Source organism: Nannocystis punicea, assembly GCF_026965555.1.
GTDB lineage: Bacteria > Myxococcota_A > Polyangia > Nannocystales > Nannocystaceae > Nannocystis > Nannocystis punicea.
Window position 1 is genome coordinate 6873178 of record NZ_CP114040.1, and the last position, 15612, is coordinate 6888789.

Genomic DNA, 15612 nt, shown 5'->3' on the forward strand with positions numbered 1-15612 from the left:
CGCTCTGCAGCCGGGACCGGAGCTCTCGGGCTCGAGAAGTGAGGCGCTGCTCGGTGTCCCCGCTCGAGGGCCTCCAGCCAGCATGCCGGAGCGAGCGCGAGGACCTGGCTCTCGGGCCAGGCAGGCGAGCCGCACGACGACCTGTCCTTACGGACAGTCACTGTCGCCCCGTCGGGACCGCGGCAGCGCGATGCTCTGGCGGAAACTCCCGGTCTCCCCGGTCTTCCACGCCGGCTCCTCCTGCAGCGGCACGTTGCCGGCGTCGCCCCTACGTCGGCCTGTCGGGCCGCGGCCGCGCGATGCTCTGGCGGAAGGGACGCGCTCTTCACTGCCACGGATCCGCGAGCCGTGGATCGGTCAGGAATACGTCGTCGGTGAGGCTCTCGAGGAAGGCGAGCACATCGGCGCGCTCCTCGTCCGTCAGCTCGAAGCCGCGGATGAAGTTGCTCTTGAACGGATTGGCGCTGCCGACCCCGGCGTTCGGGCCGTCGGTGATCGTGCGCCCGCCGGCAGCGTAGTGATCGAGGACCTCGGACAGCGTCGCGATGCTGCCGTCGTGCATGTACGGGGCCGTCACGGCGATGTTGCGCAGTGTCGGTGCCCGGAAGCGCCCCATGTCGGCGGCCGCGCCGGTGAACTCGTGCAGGCCGGTGTTGTCGGCCGGGTAGCCGCCCTTGCCGTCGATGTTGTAGAGGCCGGTGTTGTGGAAGATGCCGTTGCGCGGCGGCCTGCCCTCGTAGGCGATGCTGTCCTGGAAGTTGAAGCCGGCGTGGCAATGGAAGCACTCGAGCTTCTCCGAGCTGAACAGCCTCGTGCCGCGCTTCGCCGACTCCGAGATGGCGCCCGGGTCGCCGCCGAGATAGCGATCGTACGGCGAGTCTCCCGACAGCAAACTGCGCTCGAAGCAGGCCAACGCGCGGGTCACATTAGACAATGTGTAAGGGTCGTCGTCGTCCGGGAACGCCTCGGCGAACAGCGCCTGGTAGCGCGGCTCGCCGCGCAGCCGCTCGATCAGCGCGTCTTCCATGCCTCGGAGACCGAGCTCGACCGGGTCGAAGCCGAACAGCGGCGTCATCATCTGCGTCTCGAGGTCGAGGAGCAGCGGGTTGGCCCAGGTGTAGGTCGTCGAGTACGCGACGTTTGCCAGGCTCATCGAATTGCGGTGCGTGCGCTCGCCGGTCGAGCCGGTCGAGAGCGCCTCGCCGTCGGTGAAGGCGAGCTCCTGCCGGTGACAGCTCGCGCAAGATTGCGTCTCGTTGCCGGACAGCCGCGTGTCGTAGAACAGATGGCGCCCGAGCTCCACCTTCTCTGCGGTCATCGGGTTGTCCTCGGGCACGAGCGGCACCGGGAGGCCGACGCCCAGCGCCCAAGTGTAGCCGCGGTCGGGCTCGCCGTCGTCACAGGCGGCGAGCCCCAGACAGGCAGTCAGCGCCAGCGCGACACGCATCACTGCACGCGGAAAATCGCCTGATTGGCGATGCTGTCCCCATTCGTCCAGTCGAGGCCCAGCGGGCTGAACATCGATGAACACAGCGCCTCAGGCCCGAACGAGTGGCAAGCGCAGGTCGTCTCGCCCTCCATCTCCTCGCATTCGGCCGACGGGGTCGCCAGGGTGAGGTTGGCGAACACCGCGCCCCAGTCGACGGAGACCTTGCCGGTCTCGGCGACGAAGCCGTCGAGCTCGATCTCCGCCCGGTTCGAGTTGGCGCAGGACACGATCTCGCCGGCCATCGCGTCGCCCTTGCAGCCGGTGCTGCCGACGTGCAAGCCGATCGTGGACGGCGCGCCGCCCTCGACGACGCCCCAGGCCGTGAAGAAGATGTGGCCGTAGTTCCAGCTCCACGACAGGGTCGTATCGTTGAGCGGAGCCGGGGCCTGCGTGAGGTCGGTGTGGTTCAGCTCCTGGGGCACGCCGATCTTGAAGCGGAGCGCGACGAAGTCGTGCGTGCCGCCGCCGTGCCGCGGCTGCGCCGCGACGACGCCCTTGATCGTGGTGTGCAGCTCCGGGGTGCCGTTGGCACACGAACCCGCGCCGTCCTCGAAGTCGAGGAGGGCGACGCCGCCCCCCTGGTAGACGCCGTCGTCCTCGATCGTGACGGGGTGCTCCTCGCCCTCGAAGGTGACGAGCCGGACGTCGTGGACGTAAAAGCGGAAGTCCTGCGGCGTCACGGTCGCGCCGTCCTGGCCGAGCCCGCTGTAGCTCCGGCCGCAGGCGAACGGCTCGCCCCCGACGCGCCCCTCGAATACGATCTCGACGGGCTCGTCGGCGAAACCTGGCTCGTGCGAGTCGCAGGCAGGGACGAGCAGCGGGATGAGGGTGACGAGGCGGGATGGTTGCATCGTTCGAGGTCCTTGGGCGGTGGCCACCGACCATACGGACGATCGAGAGCGCTGTCTCTGCGACGTGATGTCGCGCGTCATGATGCCGCTCGTCATGACGATCGGCTGGGTGCTGTTCTTGTTCTTGATGGCGTGGTCGCAATGCCGCTGAAGTGCGTCGGCGGCGTCGTGGCCGCGACGCGCGTCGCCGGGGCGGTGCACGTCAGTCAGTCCCGGCGCCAGAGCGACGCGCCCGACGAGCGCGGCCCCTGAATCGTGCGAGTTCACGATTGCGCCGTCCACTGCCGACGAACAGCAGCACCCCGGCGAACTTCGCCAAGAGCAGGTATCGATGGACCGCGAGCGCCTGCCCGGTGCTACCGCACCCGCCGGTCCGCCGCGAGCCTGCGGTGGTAGCGACGAATGAACCGAGTTGGAGCTGCTACGATCCGCCCCCCGTCGGCTCGCCGCGCCAGGCGCTCGGCACCGCCCCGAAGCGCCGCCGGAACGCGCGGGCGAAGTGGCTCGCGCTGCGGAACCCGTGCGCCACCGCGACCTCGAGCACCGACTCCCGGGACACGCGCAGCGCCTGCGCCGCGCGCTGCAGCCGGCGCTCCTGAATCCACCGCTCGATCGACCCGCCGTGCGCCGCGAACAGGGCGTCCAGGTGGCGCCGTCCGACGCCCTGCCCCGCCGCCACGCGCGCAGGGCTCAGCTCGGGATCGGCGAGCTCGCGCTCGATCAGCGCAATCGCCCGCTCGACACGCACGTGCCGGCGCACCGCCTCGCGCCCGCGCTGCAGCGCCGACGTCGTGCGCAGCATCAAACCGAGCGACGCCGCCAGTTCGCCGCGCCCGACCGGGCCGAGCCGCGCGACCGCGTCAGGCAGCCCCGCGATCGCGCGACCGAGCAGCCCGTCGACGGGATCCTCGCCCCGCATCGCGCGCCCCGCCGCCTCGGCGATCGGCAGATCGGTGACCCCCCGGCGCGGCAGCAACAATAGACATTGTCGATACGGCCCGTCGAATTCGACGTTCATCGGCGCGCTGCCCTCGATCAACGTCAGGTCCCCCGGGCGCAGCTCGCACGCGTGGCCGGCCTGGGCGACGCGGCCCTCGCCCTCGACCTGCAGCACCACGCTGACGCGCTCGCGCAGACAGGTCGCCGGCAGACGGTGGCGGATCGCGTGATTATGCGCGGCGATCACCCACAGCTCGGCCGGCCCGAGCTCGTGCCGCTCGAACGCCCCATCGCGCCCGTCGCCGCGGACCAGCTCGAGGCCGGGGAAGTGGCGCGTGAGGCCGTCGAACCACGGCCGGGACGCGTCGGACGGGACCTGCTGCGAGTCGAGGGCAAGCGTCATCGCCACGAACATAGCCGAGTCCGCCTCGGTCGCCGTGATCCCCGGTCGCTGCGACCCCCGGTCGCCGCGACCCCCGGTCGCAGCCAGCTCGGGCCTGCGCGACCCGCCACCGTGGACGCGCGGCCCGCCCGCCTCGCGCCCACGATCGCCGCATGACCGAACACGACTTCCTCAAGCAAAGTTTCACCGGCCTGACCGAGCGCCGGCTGCAGGTGGCGATCTTCGTGTGCCCCGGCTTCGCGCCGGTCGACATGATCGGGATCCACACGATCTTCGGCGTGATGCCGACTGCGGAGGTCCACCTCGTCTGGAAGGATCGCAGCCCGCTGCTCGGGATGCCGACCTTCCCGAGCCAGGCGACGACGACCTTTGCCGACTGCCCGCGCGAGCTCGACGTGCTGCACATCGGCGCCGTGCCGCCGGACATCCTCGACGACGAGGAGTCGCTCGCGTTCCTCGCCGATCACGGCCAAAGAGCCCGCTACGTCACCGCCAACTGCGGCGGCTCGGTGATCCTCGGCGCCGCCGGCCTGCTGCGCGGTTACCGGGCGACCTCCAACTTCCATGTCGTCGACATGCTCGCGCTATTCGGAGCGATCCCGACCAAGGGCGGCGCGATCGTCGAGGACCGCAACCGGATCACCGCCGGACCCGCCACTGGCAACTTCGAGGTCGGCCTGCGCCTGCTCGAGCTGCTATGCGGCCGCGAGGTCGCCCGGGAGATGGAGCTGCAGATCGAGTACGCCCCGCGCCCCCCGTTCGGAACCGGCAGCCCCGACCTCGCCGGCCCCGAGCTGACGCGTCGCGCCCTCGAGCGCGTCGCCCCGGTCAACGACCTGATGCGCGCCCCGGTCGAACGCGCCGCGGCACGCCTGCGCCGCGCGCCGTGAGCGCCTACGCCGCCCTCGAGACGCTCGGCCTGGGGACGCCACTCGTCGATCGGCGGCTCGACCTCGATCGCGTACGAGGAGAGCATCTACGCCGAGCAGGCGCGGACTCGAGCGGCATGAGCAAGGTGTCCACTCTTCGAGGCAATCCCACTCGAGGACCCGGCCCTCGGGACAGGAAGCAAGGACATACGACGACCTGTCCTTACGGACAGTCACTGTCGCCCTGACGGGACCGCGGCTGCGCGATGCTCTGGCGGAAGCTCCCGGTCTCCCCGGTCTTCCACGCCGGCTCCTCCTGCAGCGGCACGTTGCCGGCGTCGTCGACGTCCGTGCCGTGATGCGTGTGCTGCGTCCACACCGCGCGCGCCCCCGGCGAGCCCGGGCCGCGTCCGGGGCGGTACGTGTACACGCCCTTGCGCGGCGCGAAGTCCGGGTCGGCCGCGTCGCAGTCGAGGTTGCTCCTCGCGTCGCTCAGATTGGCGATCACCAGCACCTCCGCCGTCGCGTCGCCGTCGAGGTCGGCGATCACGGGATATTCGTGGATCGTCCCGCTCGAGCTGGAGATCGCCATGCGCACCGTCCCGTCGGCCCCGTCGATCAATCGGAACGCGCACTCGTCCTGGTGCGCCAGCTCGAGCCGGCCGTCGCCGTCGAAGTCGAACACCGACGCGCTGTTGCTCGCCGACGACCTGTCCTGCGTCTTGAGCACCCAGCGGGCGTACATCGCCCCGGGCGCAGGCTCGAGGGCGTCCGACTTCACGACCTCCTCCCCGGGCCGCGCGAAGTCGTAGACCGCGTAATTCGTGCCGCCGCTGACGCCGACCTCGAGCCGGCCGTCGCCGTCGAAGTCGGCGATCGTGGCCGGGCCGCCGAGGTCCCCGCCCTTGATGGGGATCGGCTGCGTGCGCTTGCTGTCGTCCTCCGCGCACGCCTCGCCCGTCGCATCGACCCCGCACCACAGCATCCCGGTCGAGCCGTCGATCACGCGGATCTCCGGCCACGCCGTCAGCACCACCTCCGGCGTGCCGTTGCCGTCGAGGTCCGCCACCGCCGGATAGCCGTCGTTGCCGCGGCCGCTCGTGTTCTGCCACATCAGCGACACAGTCACCTGCGGCGGGTCGCCGGCGACCCACGTCACGCGCCATGCCTCTCGCCCGCTCACGATCTCGGGCGCGCCGTCGCCGTCGAGGTCCGCCACGGTCGCCAGGCTCCCGGGGTAAATCAACGTCCCGTCGTTCTTCGGCACCCCGGCCTCCGCGCCGAACCCCGGCTCGTTCCACACCACCCGCCCGTCGTGATCGAGGATCGCCGCGCCGATCACGATCTCCGCCTGCGGATCGTCGTCGAAGTTCGCCACCGCCGGCGCCCCGTTGTCGAATCGGAACCCCGCGACCTCGCCCTCGGGCAGGTGCGACGTCCACAGCGGCCTGCCCGTGCCGTCGACCGCGTGAATCGGCGCCTGCGAGTCGGGTCCCTCGATTCGTCCGGCGTACACGATGTCGGGCAGCTGGTCGCCCGAAACGTCGGCGAGCGCGACCGTGGCGCGAGGATTCGAGCCGAATCGGCCCTGGACCGGATCGTGCGTGATGTGCCACTTCTCGGCCCCCGTCGCGCCGTCGAGCAGCACGATTTCGCCGGCCTTGCCGCCCCACGGACCCGCGTTGACCACCACATCGGTGAGCCCGTCGCCGTCGACATCGGCGACGAGCGGCAGCGACAGCACCTCACGCTCCGTCCATTCCCACACGGGCGCGTCGGACAGCTCCTCCTCGCAAGCGACCGGTTCATCGCACCCGCCCTCCTCGCAAGCGATCGAATCATTGCAGCCGGGCGCGGCGATCACGAGCCAGCCGGGACCGACGAACGCAGCGACCACCGCGACGGAGGACTTCATCACACCGAGGATGAGCGACGCGCGGCCTCCAGGCAAACGACCGCGCATCTGTCCGCTTCGGGCTGCGCGACTCTCGGCGAACGGTGTGGTTGCGCTCGACATCCACAGGAGAAGTTGCCGTCGCCGCGGAAAAAATTGGCGGAGGCAGACGAATTTTCGCGCGCTACCCGACCGCCGTCGAGCTGCATGAGGGACCTACCTCGGCGGGGAGCCGCCGGGCAGGCCTCGCCCGGACGGCCCGGATCGAAGGCCGGGCAGCCTCCCGGCCCGGCTCGACGCATGCGGTCGAGAACGGCTCGCAGGCGGTCGTCGGCGCGCCGCAGCCGCCGCCCGGGAGCGCGGAGCCGACCGCCTTCGAAGGCGCGAAAACAGCCCGATGTTTTTTCGGATCGCAAGCGGGGGGTCGCGGCTCTTCACCCTGCGTCGAGCGAGACGCAGCGACCGGCGCGGCCGCTCCAACCCTCATCACCGATTCAAGGCGCAATCATGTTTCCGACTCCCATCACCACCCCGACTCAGATCCAGACCTTCGCGCTGACGCAGTTCGCCGCCGCCGCCCAGGGTCAGTCGAACCAGGATCTCGGCCCCGCGGCGTCCCAGCAGATCACCGCGGCCCTCGGCAACGCGGCCTCGACCATTGGTCAATGGCGGATCGTCTGGGGCCCCGCCGTGCTGTCGATGGGCAATCCGCCGTACAGCGTGAACCTCATGTACGTCGTGCAGAACGTCGCCCAGCCGTCGCAGTACGTGATCGCCATCGCCGGCACCAACTTCAGTTCGCTGATCGATTCGGTCATCGAGGACTTGTTCGTGTTCTCGCAGTTGCCCTGGGCCTTCAACCAGCTCGCGGTCGGGGCCAAGATCTCGCTCGGCGCGGCGATCGGCCTGCTCAATCTGCAGAACATGAGGCCCGACGCCGAGCTGCCCGGCGGGGGCAGCTCTCTGGTCGATTTCCTCCGGACCATCGTCGACCAGAAGGTGCACATCACCGTCGCCGGCCACAGCCTCGGCGGCGCGCTCGCGCCGGTGGTCGCGCTGTGGCTCGCCGACACTGCGCAGAGCGGGCTGCTCCCCTGGGATCCGCAGCGGAACGCGACGATCGGCGTGGACACGTTCGCCGGTCCGACCCCCGGCAACCTCGCGTTCTCGCTGTACGCGGGCATCCGGTTCGGCAAGCGGCTCCGGCCCGTCTACAACACCCTCGATGTCGTCCCGCACGCGTGGCAAGAGTTCGGTGAGCCGTCGCTGTCCGAGCTCTTCTCCATCTACGCGCCCGACATCGCGCCCAAGATCGACCTCTCCTACGCCGCGCTGGCGGTGCTCATCGGCGCGTTCCAGCTGCTCGCCGCGAAGGGCGGCTATACGCCGCTGCCCAACCTCGCGCCGATCCCGGGCACGTACAACACGGCGGTCTACCAGGGCCAGAAGCTCGACGCCTTCCACAAGTTCCTGCTCCAGGTCGGGTACCAGCACATCAACGGATACTACGACGCCTTCGGCTACAACGCCGATTGGATGCCGAAGCAGCTGAAGCCGATCAGCCTCTCGCAGGATCTCTCGAACCTCGCCAGCAACTCCGCGACGGCCCAGGACTTCGTGCAGGCGCTGCAGACCCGCCAGCCGAAGCAGATCCAGGTGGGCGGCGTCGTCGTCAACGCCCCGCGGGGCCCGGACGACCCGCAGACCGCCCGCGTCGTCTCGATGGTCCAGGCCGCCCTCGCCGCGCAGGCGGGCGTGTCTGCCGCGCAGTGACCCCCGCCGCCCCGCCCCCTCGTCGGGGGCGGCCGGCACACTCTTTCAGCCCGCCGCGAGCCGCGAGCGGGCCGCGAGGGCGAGCATTCCGAGCACCCGGAATTGCTCGCCCTCGAGCTCGTCGTATCGGCTGAAGCATCGCGCGCGCGCGGCCATGGTGTGTGGATTCAGGTCCGCGATCCGCAACCGTGACTCGTCCCTCGGCGTCCTCATATCGTTCGGTGTCCTCGATCCTTCGTCGCAGTTCCTCGCCTCGCTCCCGCACGCCAGGTGCATTCGCCCGGGCCAGCGACACGAGCGGGTGAGTGAGCGGCGCGCGGGGCGAGTCGCATCGCTGCGAATGCGCCTCGCACGGCTGCGACGGCGACCCGGGCCCGCGATGCGTACACTGGCCGCGTGCACTGACAGGCCCGCCTGTGAGTGAACGTGGCTCGTCGAGCTCGGCGCGCCAGCCTTCACGAGGAACCAACCATGAAGAAGCTTGCATTCATTCTGTCCGTCGCCGTCGGCATCCTCATCGCCAACACAGCCCTCGCCGCCCAGCCCACCAAGGCCTGCACCGCCAGCAACGAGGGGGAGCTCGTGACCACGTGGAACAAGGCCCACACCCGCTCGGAGACCTACCTCTGCAGCTCCGGCTGGCAGTTGATCCGGGTCTGCGCCAACGGCGTCTGCGAAGACTACTGAGGCGTCATTCGCCGCCCGGAATCGGCGCCGCGCTGGTGGCACCCGATGGCGCCCGGTCGTTCGGCTCCGGGCCTCCTGCGGTCGTCAGGTGGGGAGACCCGTCCTTGTCGCCGGCGACGACGAGCGCGGGCGTCGTCGAGAAGTCGAGGGTCGAGAAGAATGGGTCGTGCTCGGCCGCGTACGGGCTGAGGGCGTCGCCTCTGGCGGGCGCGGCGAGCAGCACGCCCGCCAGGATCCGCGGCTCATGGCGCCTTGGTAGCTCCCGCCACCGCCCTCCGATTGGAAGGATCGGACATTTTCGCCGCGAGCGCGCCGCGCCGGCTTGAACGATCGCCGTCGGCGCGCAAGACTACGTGGGTGCCGCCCACGCTGGACGCTGCCGCCGCGACGTTCTCCCTCTCGCGCTTCATCGAGGACGTCCACGTGCTCGTGCCGGCCGCCGGAAGCGCTCGCTACGACCGGCTGCCCGACGGCAGAACGACCCTCGTCTTCCGCGTGATCGAGGAGGGTCGGACGGGCGACGTGTCCGTCGTGGGGCCGCGAATGCGGGCGCTGTTCAAGAACCCCACCGGCATCGCGCGGGCGATCGTCCTGCAGTTCAAGCCAGGTTGGTCGCTGCCGCTCCTCGGCGTCGCAGCGAGCGCGCTCGCGGATCGGATCGTCGCGCTGGAAGACCTCTGGGGCCGCCCGGGCAGCGATCTTTGCCTCGATCTCCTCGCCACGCGGACCCTGCCGCAGATGGTCGACCGGGTCTCCCGCGCGATCGCGGCTCGGACCCACCGCACCTTCGAACCGTCCTCGGCCCGGCTCGCGCGCCGCGCGGTGCACCTGTTCGAACGAGGCGAGGCTCGGGTCGAGAGCGTGGCGGAGCGGCTCGGCGTCACTGCGCGACACCTCCGCCGCGCCTTCACCGAGAGCGTCGGCATCGGCCCGAAGGACTTCGCGCGGACGGTCCGCCTGCAGCGCGCAGTGCGGCTGGCGGCGACGTCGCAGGACTGGGCGCGCATCGCCGCAGACGCGGGCTATTACGACCAGGCGCACTTCATCACCGACTTCCGGGAGCTCGTCGGCCTCACCCCGGGCGCCTTCCTGAAGCGTGTCGGCGATCGCGGTCGGTTCGACCCCGGACCACGCGGCGAGGACGGCGGATCGGTCACAATCCACGCAGCTGGGTGATTCGTGCGCTCGTGCGCTCCAGCAGTTCGGCGCTATCGAGGCGCGTGACCGCGAGGTCCGCCGCGCGGGCGAGATCCGCCAGGGCGCCCTCGCTGTCGCCGCGCGCGAGCCGGGCCTCGGCGCGTAGCTCGAGCACGTGCGCGACCGTACTCCACACCTCGTACAGCGTGAACAGTCGATCCGCCTCGGCGCTCGCCTGCTCGTGCCCGGGCGCCTCGACGAGCACGTCGAACCACGCGTAGGCCGCCTCGACGGAGTCGTGCGGCTCGCACGAGCGCGCGATGTCGACGAGCACGGCGACGCGTGCGTCGGCGGTCTTCGCCCGGGCCAGCCGCCGCTGCTGCACCTGGCCCGCGCGCTCGCGGTTGCCGGCGCGAGCACACGCGCCCTCGAGGGCCGCGAGCGCGGCGGGATCGTGGTCGACGAGCGTGAGCGCCGCGTCGACGGCCTCCTCGGAGCGCAGCCCGTCGAAGGTGGCGAGTACGTCGGCGTGCGCGACGACGATCTCGACCGCGCGGCGCTGCACGGCGGGCTGCGCGGCCAGCACGTGGCGGTTGCGTGCCACGTCGACGAGCAGGAGGTTCGCGCACCAGCCGAAGAAATCGCTGGCGAGGCGCTCGACGGCGATCGGTACGAGCAGCGAGCGCTCGTCGTCGGTCGGACTCTGGCTGAGCAGCATCTCGATCTGTGCCACGTCGAGCGAGCCCGCCGGCGCGCTCATCGCCCGCGAGTAACGGGCGGTGAGCCCGGTCCTGTCGTCGTGCACGTCGTTGTAGCCGAGCATCTGATTGAGCGAGCGCGACAGGTCGAGCTTCGGCCGCGGCTTCTTCATCGCCACACGCTCGCACGGTCAGCCGGCATCGAGCAAGGACTCGCTGTCGCGCAGCGCCATCGTCGTGCCGAGGGGCCGCGCACCCTGCACCCCGTCGGCCCTCGGATACCGCTTTCAGGCCGATGTCGTCACGGCGCGGCAGGCCGAACGCCTACGCGCGCTCTGGCTGCCGCGGCCAGCTCCGACGAAGCGGTCCAGACGATCATGAAATCGATCGTATGACTCACCGCGCTCCTCAAGGCATTCGTGCCCATGGCAGCGAGAGTGGCCTCATCGAAGCCCTTCACACGGGGCCGAACCCGATCAGGCCGGCGCAGAGCCATAGATTTACTGCGACAATGCCGAGGAGCCAGCGCCACCACGTCGCTTGTCCCCTCGTGGCCACGAAGAACAGGGCGATCGCAAGGGCGACGGCGCCCGCGATTGCGAGCTTGAACGTCCAGGTAAAGTATGGCCCCGTGCCGATCAAGCCGACGAACGCGCCGAAGGAGCCCAGGAACGAGACAAACACGGAGTTTGTCAAGGAGCTCAGCGGATCCATATGAAAGTGCGTCACGCCGTGCACCGCCAAGATCAGCACCCCGCAGGCCCACCCCAGAGCGACCACCTGGAATGCCCGGGGCAGCGTGGAGCCCTGGCTCACCCGCGAATCGGGGATGTCGAGATTGGTCATGCGGAGCGCTCCTTCGCCTCTGCCCGACGCGCCGCGGGGCGACGCCGAGCGCGACGACTCACCTTGCTCTTATGGTCGGCCGCCCACTTCTCGAGCGCCCCAGCGCAATGGGACGGAGCGTCGTCGCAATACGCGCCCGTGGTGAAGTGACATCCGCGGACCTCGTCGTCCATACGACCGACGCTAGCACGATGTCGTCGGGGGTTGACGTCCACCTTGCGGAGGAGGCCGACCACCGTCTCGACGAAGAGCGGCGCTGCGCTCGTGGTCCTGCCCGCGCCAAACACGCACGGAGCGCGGTTCATTCCCGCCCAGGTCGGCGCCTGGCCGAGGAAGGCGACGGCCGACCGTGGTGCTGGCCGTCTGGCTCGCGCCAGCGGGCCGTGACGGCTCAGGGCCCGCTGTCGCCGCAGGCCTCGGCCTGCACCGGCGGTTCCGCGGCTGGCAGGGTCAGCGTCCGCATGGATCGCCCTGGTCGCCTCGTGGCTTGCGAGGCCGACCGCGAAACGATCGCTCCCCGGCCTTCCCGTGGCTCCTGGCCCTCGGGTTCGTGCGTCGCCCGCCTATTGTCGAAGTTCGAGTCGTCTTGCGATTCGCGGCACGACCAGGCCGGGGACGGTCGCGCTATTTCTGCCCCGCCTCGAGCAGCGAACGCGCCGCCTCGGGGCCGAGCCGTGAGAGCACCCGGAATTGCTTGCCCTCGAGCTCGTTGTAGTGGACGAAGAATCGCTCGAGCTCGGTCAGGGTGCGCGGATTCAGGTCCTCGAGCCGCCGGACGGGCTCGTGGTCCCGCGAGGCCGCGCTGACGGCGAGGAAGCGGTCGTTGCGGACCGGCGGCTGGCCGGCGACCGCCTGTTCGGCGGTGATCACCCCGAGGAGCCGGGCCCGGATCAGGCACCCGGCGAACGAGGGTTCGTCGGTGATCACGAACACGTCGAGGGGGTCACCGTCGGCGCCCGCGGTGCCGGGCACGAACCCGAAGTCGAGCGGGAACGCCATGCCGACCGGCAGCACCTTGTGCAGGGTGAACACGCCCTGCGCCGGGTCCCACTTGTACTTGGTGCGCCGGCCGGCCGGCGTCTCGATGACCGCGTGGATGTCGTCGGCGACGAACGGCGGGATCCGTGCCAACTTGTCGCGCGACATGCACGATTCATAGCACTGCCCGGACCGGCGTCGAATCGGCGGACTCGACCGTGCTCCCGGCGAGGGCACATACGGATGAGTCCGCAAGCCCCGGTATTTTTCCGATCGGCCTACCACGCGGGCGGCACTCGAGTCATGCCTCGGCCATGAAAGCTCTGCGCTACCACGGCACCCGCGACGTGCGGATCGAGACGGTCCCCGATCCTCAGCTGGCGGACGCGCGCGACATGATCGTCAAGGTCACCTCTTGCGCGATCTGCGGCTCGGACCTCCACCTCTACGACGGCCTCATACCGACGCTGCAGAAGGGCGACATCCTCGGCCACGAGTTCATGGGCGAAGTGGTCGAGGTCGGTCGCGAGGTGCGCGCGGTGAAGAAGGGCGATCGGGTGGTCGTGCCGTTCAACATCAGCTGCGGCGACTGCTTCTTCTGCAAGCGGCAGCTGTGGTCGCTGTGCGACCGCAGCAACCCCAACGCCGCCGTGGCGACCAAGCAGTTCGGCGCCGCACCGGCCGGTCTGTTCGGCTATTCGCACATGTTCGGCGGCTACCCGGGCGGCCAGGCCGAGTATGTGCGGGTGCCGTTCGCCGACGTCAACCACTTCAAGATCGAGAGCGACCTCAGCGACGAGCAGGTGCTGTTCATCGGCGACATCTTCTCGACCGGCTTCATGGCGGTCGAGGTGTGCGGCGTGCAGGAGGGCGACGTCGTGGCGGTGTGGGGCTGCGGGCCGGTCGGTCTGTTCGCGCTGAAGAGCGCGAAGATGCTTGGCGCCGAGCGGGTGATCGCCATCGACCGCTTCCCCGAGCGCCTCGAGCTGGCGCGCACCCAGTGCGGCGCCACCCCGATCGACTACGAGAAGTCGGACGTCATCGAGGTCCTCAAGGAGTTCACCAGCGGGCGCGGGCCGGACATCTGCATCGACGCCGTGGGCATGGAGGCGCACGGCCACGGCCTCGAGTTCTGGTCCGACCGGGTCAAGCAGGCCGTCGGCCTCCAGCCGGACCGGCCGATCGCCCTCCGCCAGGCGGTCATGGCCTGCCGCAAGGGCGGCACCCTCTCGGTCCCCGGCGTCTACGGCGGCCCCATCGACCACTTCCCGTTCGGCGCCGCCTTCAACAAGGGGCTCAACCTCAAGATGGGCCAGACGCACACCCACCGCTACGCGCCGGCCCTGCTCCAGCGGATCTCCGCCGGCGAGATCGACCCGTCGTTCGTCATCACCCACCGCCTCCACCTCGAGGAGGCGCCGAAGGGCTACGACATCTTCCAGCACAAGAAAGAGGGCTGCATCAAGGTCGTGCTGAAGCCGTGATCTTCGGTGACCGAAAGGACATGCGCTTCAGGGCATGTCCTTTTGGCCATTCGAAGCGTGCGGTCCGCCGCCCGGGTCCTCGCCGTTCGCCTCCGGCGGCTCGACCAGCGGCAGCGCCAGGCGAAAGCAGGCCCCGGGGCCGTCGGGGTCCTCGACCGTCAGCGCCCCGCCGTGGGCCTGCACGATGCTGCGCGCCAGGTACAGGCCGAGGCCGAGGCCGATCGACTGCGGGCCGGCGGCGAAGCGGTCGAACAGGGTCGGCCGGAGCTCCGCCGGGATCCCCGGGCCGAAGTCGCGGACGCGGAGGACCGTCCAGTCGGCGCCCTCGGCCCGCTCGTTGCGGATCGTCAGAGACATGGGAGCGCCCTCCGGCGAGTGCGAGACCGCGTTGTGCAGCAGGTTCTCGAGCCCCTGGCGCAGGGTGTCGGGATCGGCGCGCACGCGCAGCTGCGCGGGCGCCTCGAGCTCGATCTCGTGGCCGCCGGTGGCGAACAGCGCGGCGGTGCTGCGGGCGAGCTCGACGAGGTCGACGTCCTGCAGCTTCGGGTCGAACAGGCCGCGCTCGATCCGCTCGACGCTGAGGAGGCAGGTCAGCACCCGCTCGAGCCGCTCGACCGCGCGGACTGCCTTGCCCAGCTCGGCGATGTCCGCCGCGCGCGACTCGGCCTGCGCCCGCGCCGACAGCACCTGCAGCCGCGCGCTGAGGGGCGTCACCAGGTTGCGCAGGTCGTGGGCCACCACCGACACCAGCTCCTCCGCGGTCCGCTGGCGCGCGCGCTCGGCCGCGGCGCGGGTGGCCTCCTCGACCAGCTCGGCGCGGTGGGTCACGACGCCGACCCAGTGCGCGACGGCGGCCAGGAACTCGAGGTCTCCCCACTGGTACATGTTCTTCGCCGCGGACACGACCAGCAGCACCCCGCGGCGCCTGCCCTGGACCTCGATCGGCACGCCGATCGCAGACTGTACCTTCAGCACCTCGCGGATGCCGGGCAGCTCCTCGCGGTCGGCCGCCACGTCGTCGCAGATGTAGCGCTTGCCGGTGCGGAAAACTTCGACCGCGCGCCCGCCGTTGGCCAGCGGCAGGCGGTCGAGGCCGATCGCGCGCTGCTGGCGGGCCATCGGCATGTCGTTGGTCCCGACCGCCACCAGCGAATCGCTGCCGGGGTCGTGCAGGAACGCGTCGATCTTGTCGGTGACGATCACCGTCGTCAGCACCTCGCAGGCCTCCATGAGGGTCTCGCGGACCGACGTCACCGGCAGCGCGAGCAGGCGCGTCAGCGTCACGAACAGCGGCGGCTCCGGCGCGCGTTCGCCGGCGGCGGTGTCGGGCTCCTCGCTCATCATGCGCACGGCCGGCCGTGCGAACTTAAAGCTATGGCCAAGCCTCGCGGATTGGCGAGCCGCGGGACCGCGACGCTCCGGCGCGGCCGCGGGAACCTCGCGCGAGGGGATCGCCGCGATCCTGCGACGGGGCGCGGGCGCGGGAGACGCCTCGCCCGCGCGCTGCGCCGGTCGGGAAAAACCCCGGGGACCTCGCCTCGCCGGCCCACACCGTCGCCGCCCC

14 protein-coding genes and 1 pseudogene are annotated in these 15612 nt (G+C 70.5%); 6 read left to right on the plus strand and 9 right to left on the minus strand.

Features of this window, described 5'->3' with window-relative positions; genetic code table 11:
* Positions 1–325 precede the first annotated feature (325 nt).
* Together O0S08_RS26485 and O0S08_RS26490 are read right to left on the minus strand one after the other, a co-directional pair.
* Complete coding sequence (locus tag O0S08_RS26485) at positions 326–1447, minus strand: methanobactin export MATE transporter MbnM (RefSeq protein WP_269032066.1); 1122 nt, start codon at positions 1445–1447, stop codon at positions 326–328.
* Positions 1447–2340 (minus strand): MbnP family copper-binding protein, encoded by an 894-nt coding sequence (locus tag O0S08_RS26490; protein ID WP_269032067.1) that lies wholly within the window; start codon positions 2338–2340, stop codon positions 1447–1449. The genes O0S08_RS26485 and O0S08_RS26490 overlap by 1 nt, the downstream gene beginning before the upstream one ends.
* A gap of 19 nt (positions 2341–2359) precedes the next feature.
* Between O0S08_RS26490 and O0S08_RS26495 the strand changes: the two genes are divergently transcribed.
* Entirely contained in the window at positions 2360–2491 is a 132-nt protein-coding gene (locus O0S08_RS26495; protein ID WP_269032068.1) for a hypothetical protein, read from the plus strand.
* 270 nt (positions 2492–2761) lie between these two features.
* On the opposite strand, the gene O0S08_RS26500 is transcribed toward O0S08_RS26495, so the two are convergent.
* Positions 2762–3682, minus strand: coding sequence for a helix-turn-helix domain-containing protein (locus tag O0S08_RS26500; protein WP_269032069.1), 921 nt, complete (start codon positions 3680–3682; stop codon positions 2762–2764).
* Between the two features lie 152 nt (positions 3683–3834).
* On the opposite strand from O0S08_RS26500, the gene O0S08_RS26505 reads away from it, so the two are divergent.
* A complete protein-coding gene (locus O0S08_RS26505) occupies positions 3835–4572 on the plus strand; it encodes a DJ-1/PfpI family protein (RefSeq protein WP_269032070.1) in 738 nt (245 codons plus the stop codon).
* A gap of 202 nt (positions 4573–4774) precedes the next feature.
* Here O0S08_RS26505 and O0S08_RS26510 read toward each other — a convergent pair whose 3' ends face one another.
* Positions 4775–6466 carry an FG-GAP repeat domain-containing protein gene (locus O0S08_RS26510; RefSeq protein ID WP_269032071.1) on the minus strand — a complete coding sequence of 564 codons (1692 nt, stop codon included), beginning with the start codon at positions 6464–6466 and terminating at the stop codon, positions 4775–4777.
* 486 nt (positions 6467–6952) lie between these two features.
* Between O0S08_RS26510 and O0S08_RS26515 the strand changes: the two genes are divergently transcribed.
* Positions 6953–8218, plus strand: a complete 1266-nt coding sequence (locus O0S08_RS26515; protein WP_269032072.1) for a lipase family protein — start codon at positions 6953–6955, stop codon at positions 8216–8218.
* 471 nt (positions 8219–8689) lie between these two features.
* Positions 8690–8905, plus strand: coding sequence for a hypothetical protein (locus O0S08_RS26520; RefSeq protein WP_269032073.1), 216 nt, complete (start codon positions 8690–8692; stop codon positions 8903–8905).
* A 73-nt stretch (positions 8906–8978) separates the two neighbouring features.
* Here O0S08_RS26520 and O0S08_RS26525 read toward each other — a convergent pair.
* A pseudogene (locus O0S08_RS26525) lies at positions 8979–9149 on the minus strand (chlorophyllase); the annotation flags it as partial.
* A gap of 113 nt (positions 9150–9262) precedes the next feature.
* On the opposite strand from O0S08_RS26525, the gene O0S08_RS26530 reads away from it, so the two are divergent.
* Positions 9263–10081 (plus strand): helix-turn-helix domain-containing protein, encoded by an 819-nt coding sequence (locus O0S08_RS26530; protein WP_269032075.1) that lies wholly within the window; start codon positions 9263–9265, stop codon positions 10079–10081.
* On the opposite strand, the gene O0S08_RS26535 is transcribed toward O0S08_RS26530, so the two are convergent.
* The 3 genes from O0S08_RS26535 to O0S08_RS26545 form a co-directional block, all read right to left on the minus strand.
* Positions 10059–10913: a hypothetical protein gene (locus O0S08_RS26535; protein WP_269032076.1), complete on the minus strand. Its 855-nt coding sequence runs from the start codon at positions 10911–10913 to the stop codon at positions 10059–10061. The two genes, O0S08_RS26530 and O0S08_RS26535, sit on opposite strands and share 23 nt — an antisense overlap.
* 283 nt (positions 10914–11196) lie before the next feature.
* A complete protein-coding gene (locus tag O0S08_RS26540) occupies positions 11197–11586 on the minus strand; it encodes a hypothetical protein (protein WP_269032077.1) in 390 nt (129 codons plus the stop codon).
* A 624-nt stretch (positions 11587–12210) separates the two neighbouring features.
* Positions 12211–12732, minus strand: a complete 522-nt coding sequence (locus tag O0S08_RS26545; protein WP_269032078.1) for an inorganic diphosphatase — start codon at positions 12730–12732, stop codon at positions 12211–12213.
* 146 nt (positions 12733–12878) lie between these two features.
* Between O0S08_RS26545 and O0S08_RS26550 the strand changes: the two genes are divergently transcribed.
* Positions 12879–14048, plus strand: coding sequence for a zinc-dependent alcohol dehydrogenase (locus O0S08_RS26550; protein WP_269032079.1), 1170 nt, complete (start codon positions 12879–12881; stop codon positions 14046–14048).
* A gap of 27 nt (positions 14049–14075) precedes the next feature.
* On the opposite strand, the gene O0S08_RS26555 is transcribed toward O0S08_RS26550, so the two are convergent.
* Positions 14076–15392 carry a sensor histidine kinase gene (locus O0S08_RS26555; protein WP_269041874.1) on the minus strand — a complete coding sequence of 439 codons (1317 nt, stop codon included), beginning with the start codon at positions 15390–15392 and terminating at the stop codon, positions 14076–14078.
* Between the last annotated feature and the right edge of the window lie 220 nt (positions 15393–15612).

Bases quoted from the DNA above. Each gene is read 5' to 3' on its own strand.
- O0S08_RS26485 (WP_269032066.1), bottom strand. From the start codon at position 1,447: ATGCGTGTCGCGCTGGCGCTGACTGCCTGTCTGGGGCTCGCCGCCTGT.
- O0S08_RS26510 (WP_269032071.1), bottom strand. From the start codon at position 6,466: ATGAAGTCCTCCGTCGCGGTGGTCGCTGCGTTCGTCGGTCCCGGCTGG.
- O0S08_RS26515 (WP_269032072.1), top strand. From the start codon at position 6,953: ATGTTTCCGACTCCCATCACCACCCCGACTCAGATCCAGACCTTCGCG.
- O0S08_RS26545 (WP_269032078.1), bottom strand. From the start codon at position 12,732: ATGTCGCGCGACAAGTTGGCACGGATCCCGCCGTTCGTCGCCGACGAC.
- O0S08_RS26505 (WP_269032070.1), top strand. From the start codon at position 3,835: ATGACCGAACACGACTTCCTCAAGCAAAGTTTCACCGGCCTGACCGAG.
- O0S08_RS26550 (WP_269032079.1), top strand. From the start codon at position 12,879: ATGAAAGCTCTGCGCTACCACGGCACCCGCGACGTGCGGATCGAGACG.
- O0S08_RS26490 (WP_269032067.1), bottom strand. From the start codon at position 2,340: ATGCAACCATCCCGCCTCGTCACCCTCATCCCGCTGCTCGTCCCTGCC.
- O0S08_RS26500 (WP_269032069.1), bottom strand. From the start codon at position 3,682: ATGACGCTTGCCCTCGACTCGCAGCAGGTCCCGTCCGACGCGTCCCGG.
- O0S08_RS26520 (WP_269032073.1), top strand. From the start codon at position 8,690: ATGAAGAAGCTTGCATTCATTCTGTCCGTCGCCGTCGGCATCCTCATC.
- O0S08_RS26555 (WP_269041874.1), bottom strand. From the start codon at position 15,392: ATGATGAGCGAGGAGCCCGACACCGCCGCCGGCGAACGCGCGCCGGAG.
- O0S08_RS26535 (WP_269032076.1), bottom strand. From the start codon at position 10,913: ATGAAGAAGCCGCGGCCGAAGCTCGACCTGTCGCGCTCGCTCAATCAG.
- O0S08_RS26540 (WP_269032077.1), bottom strand. From the start codon at position 11,586: ATGACCAATCTCGACATCCCCGATTCGCGGGTGAGCCAGGGCTCCACG.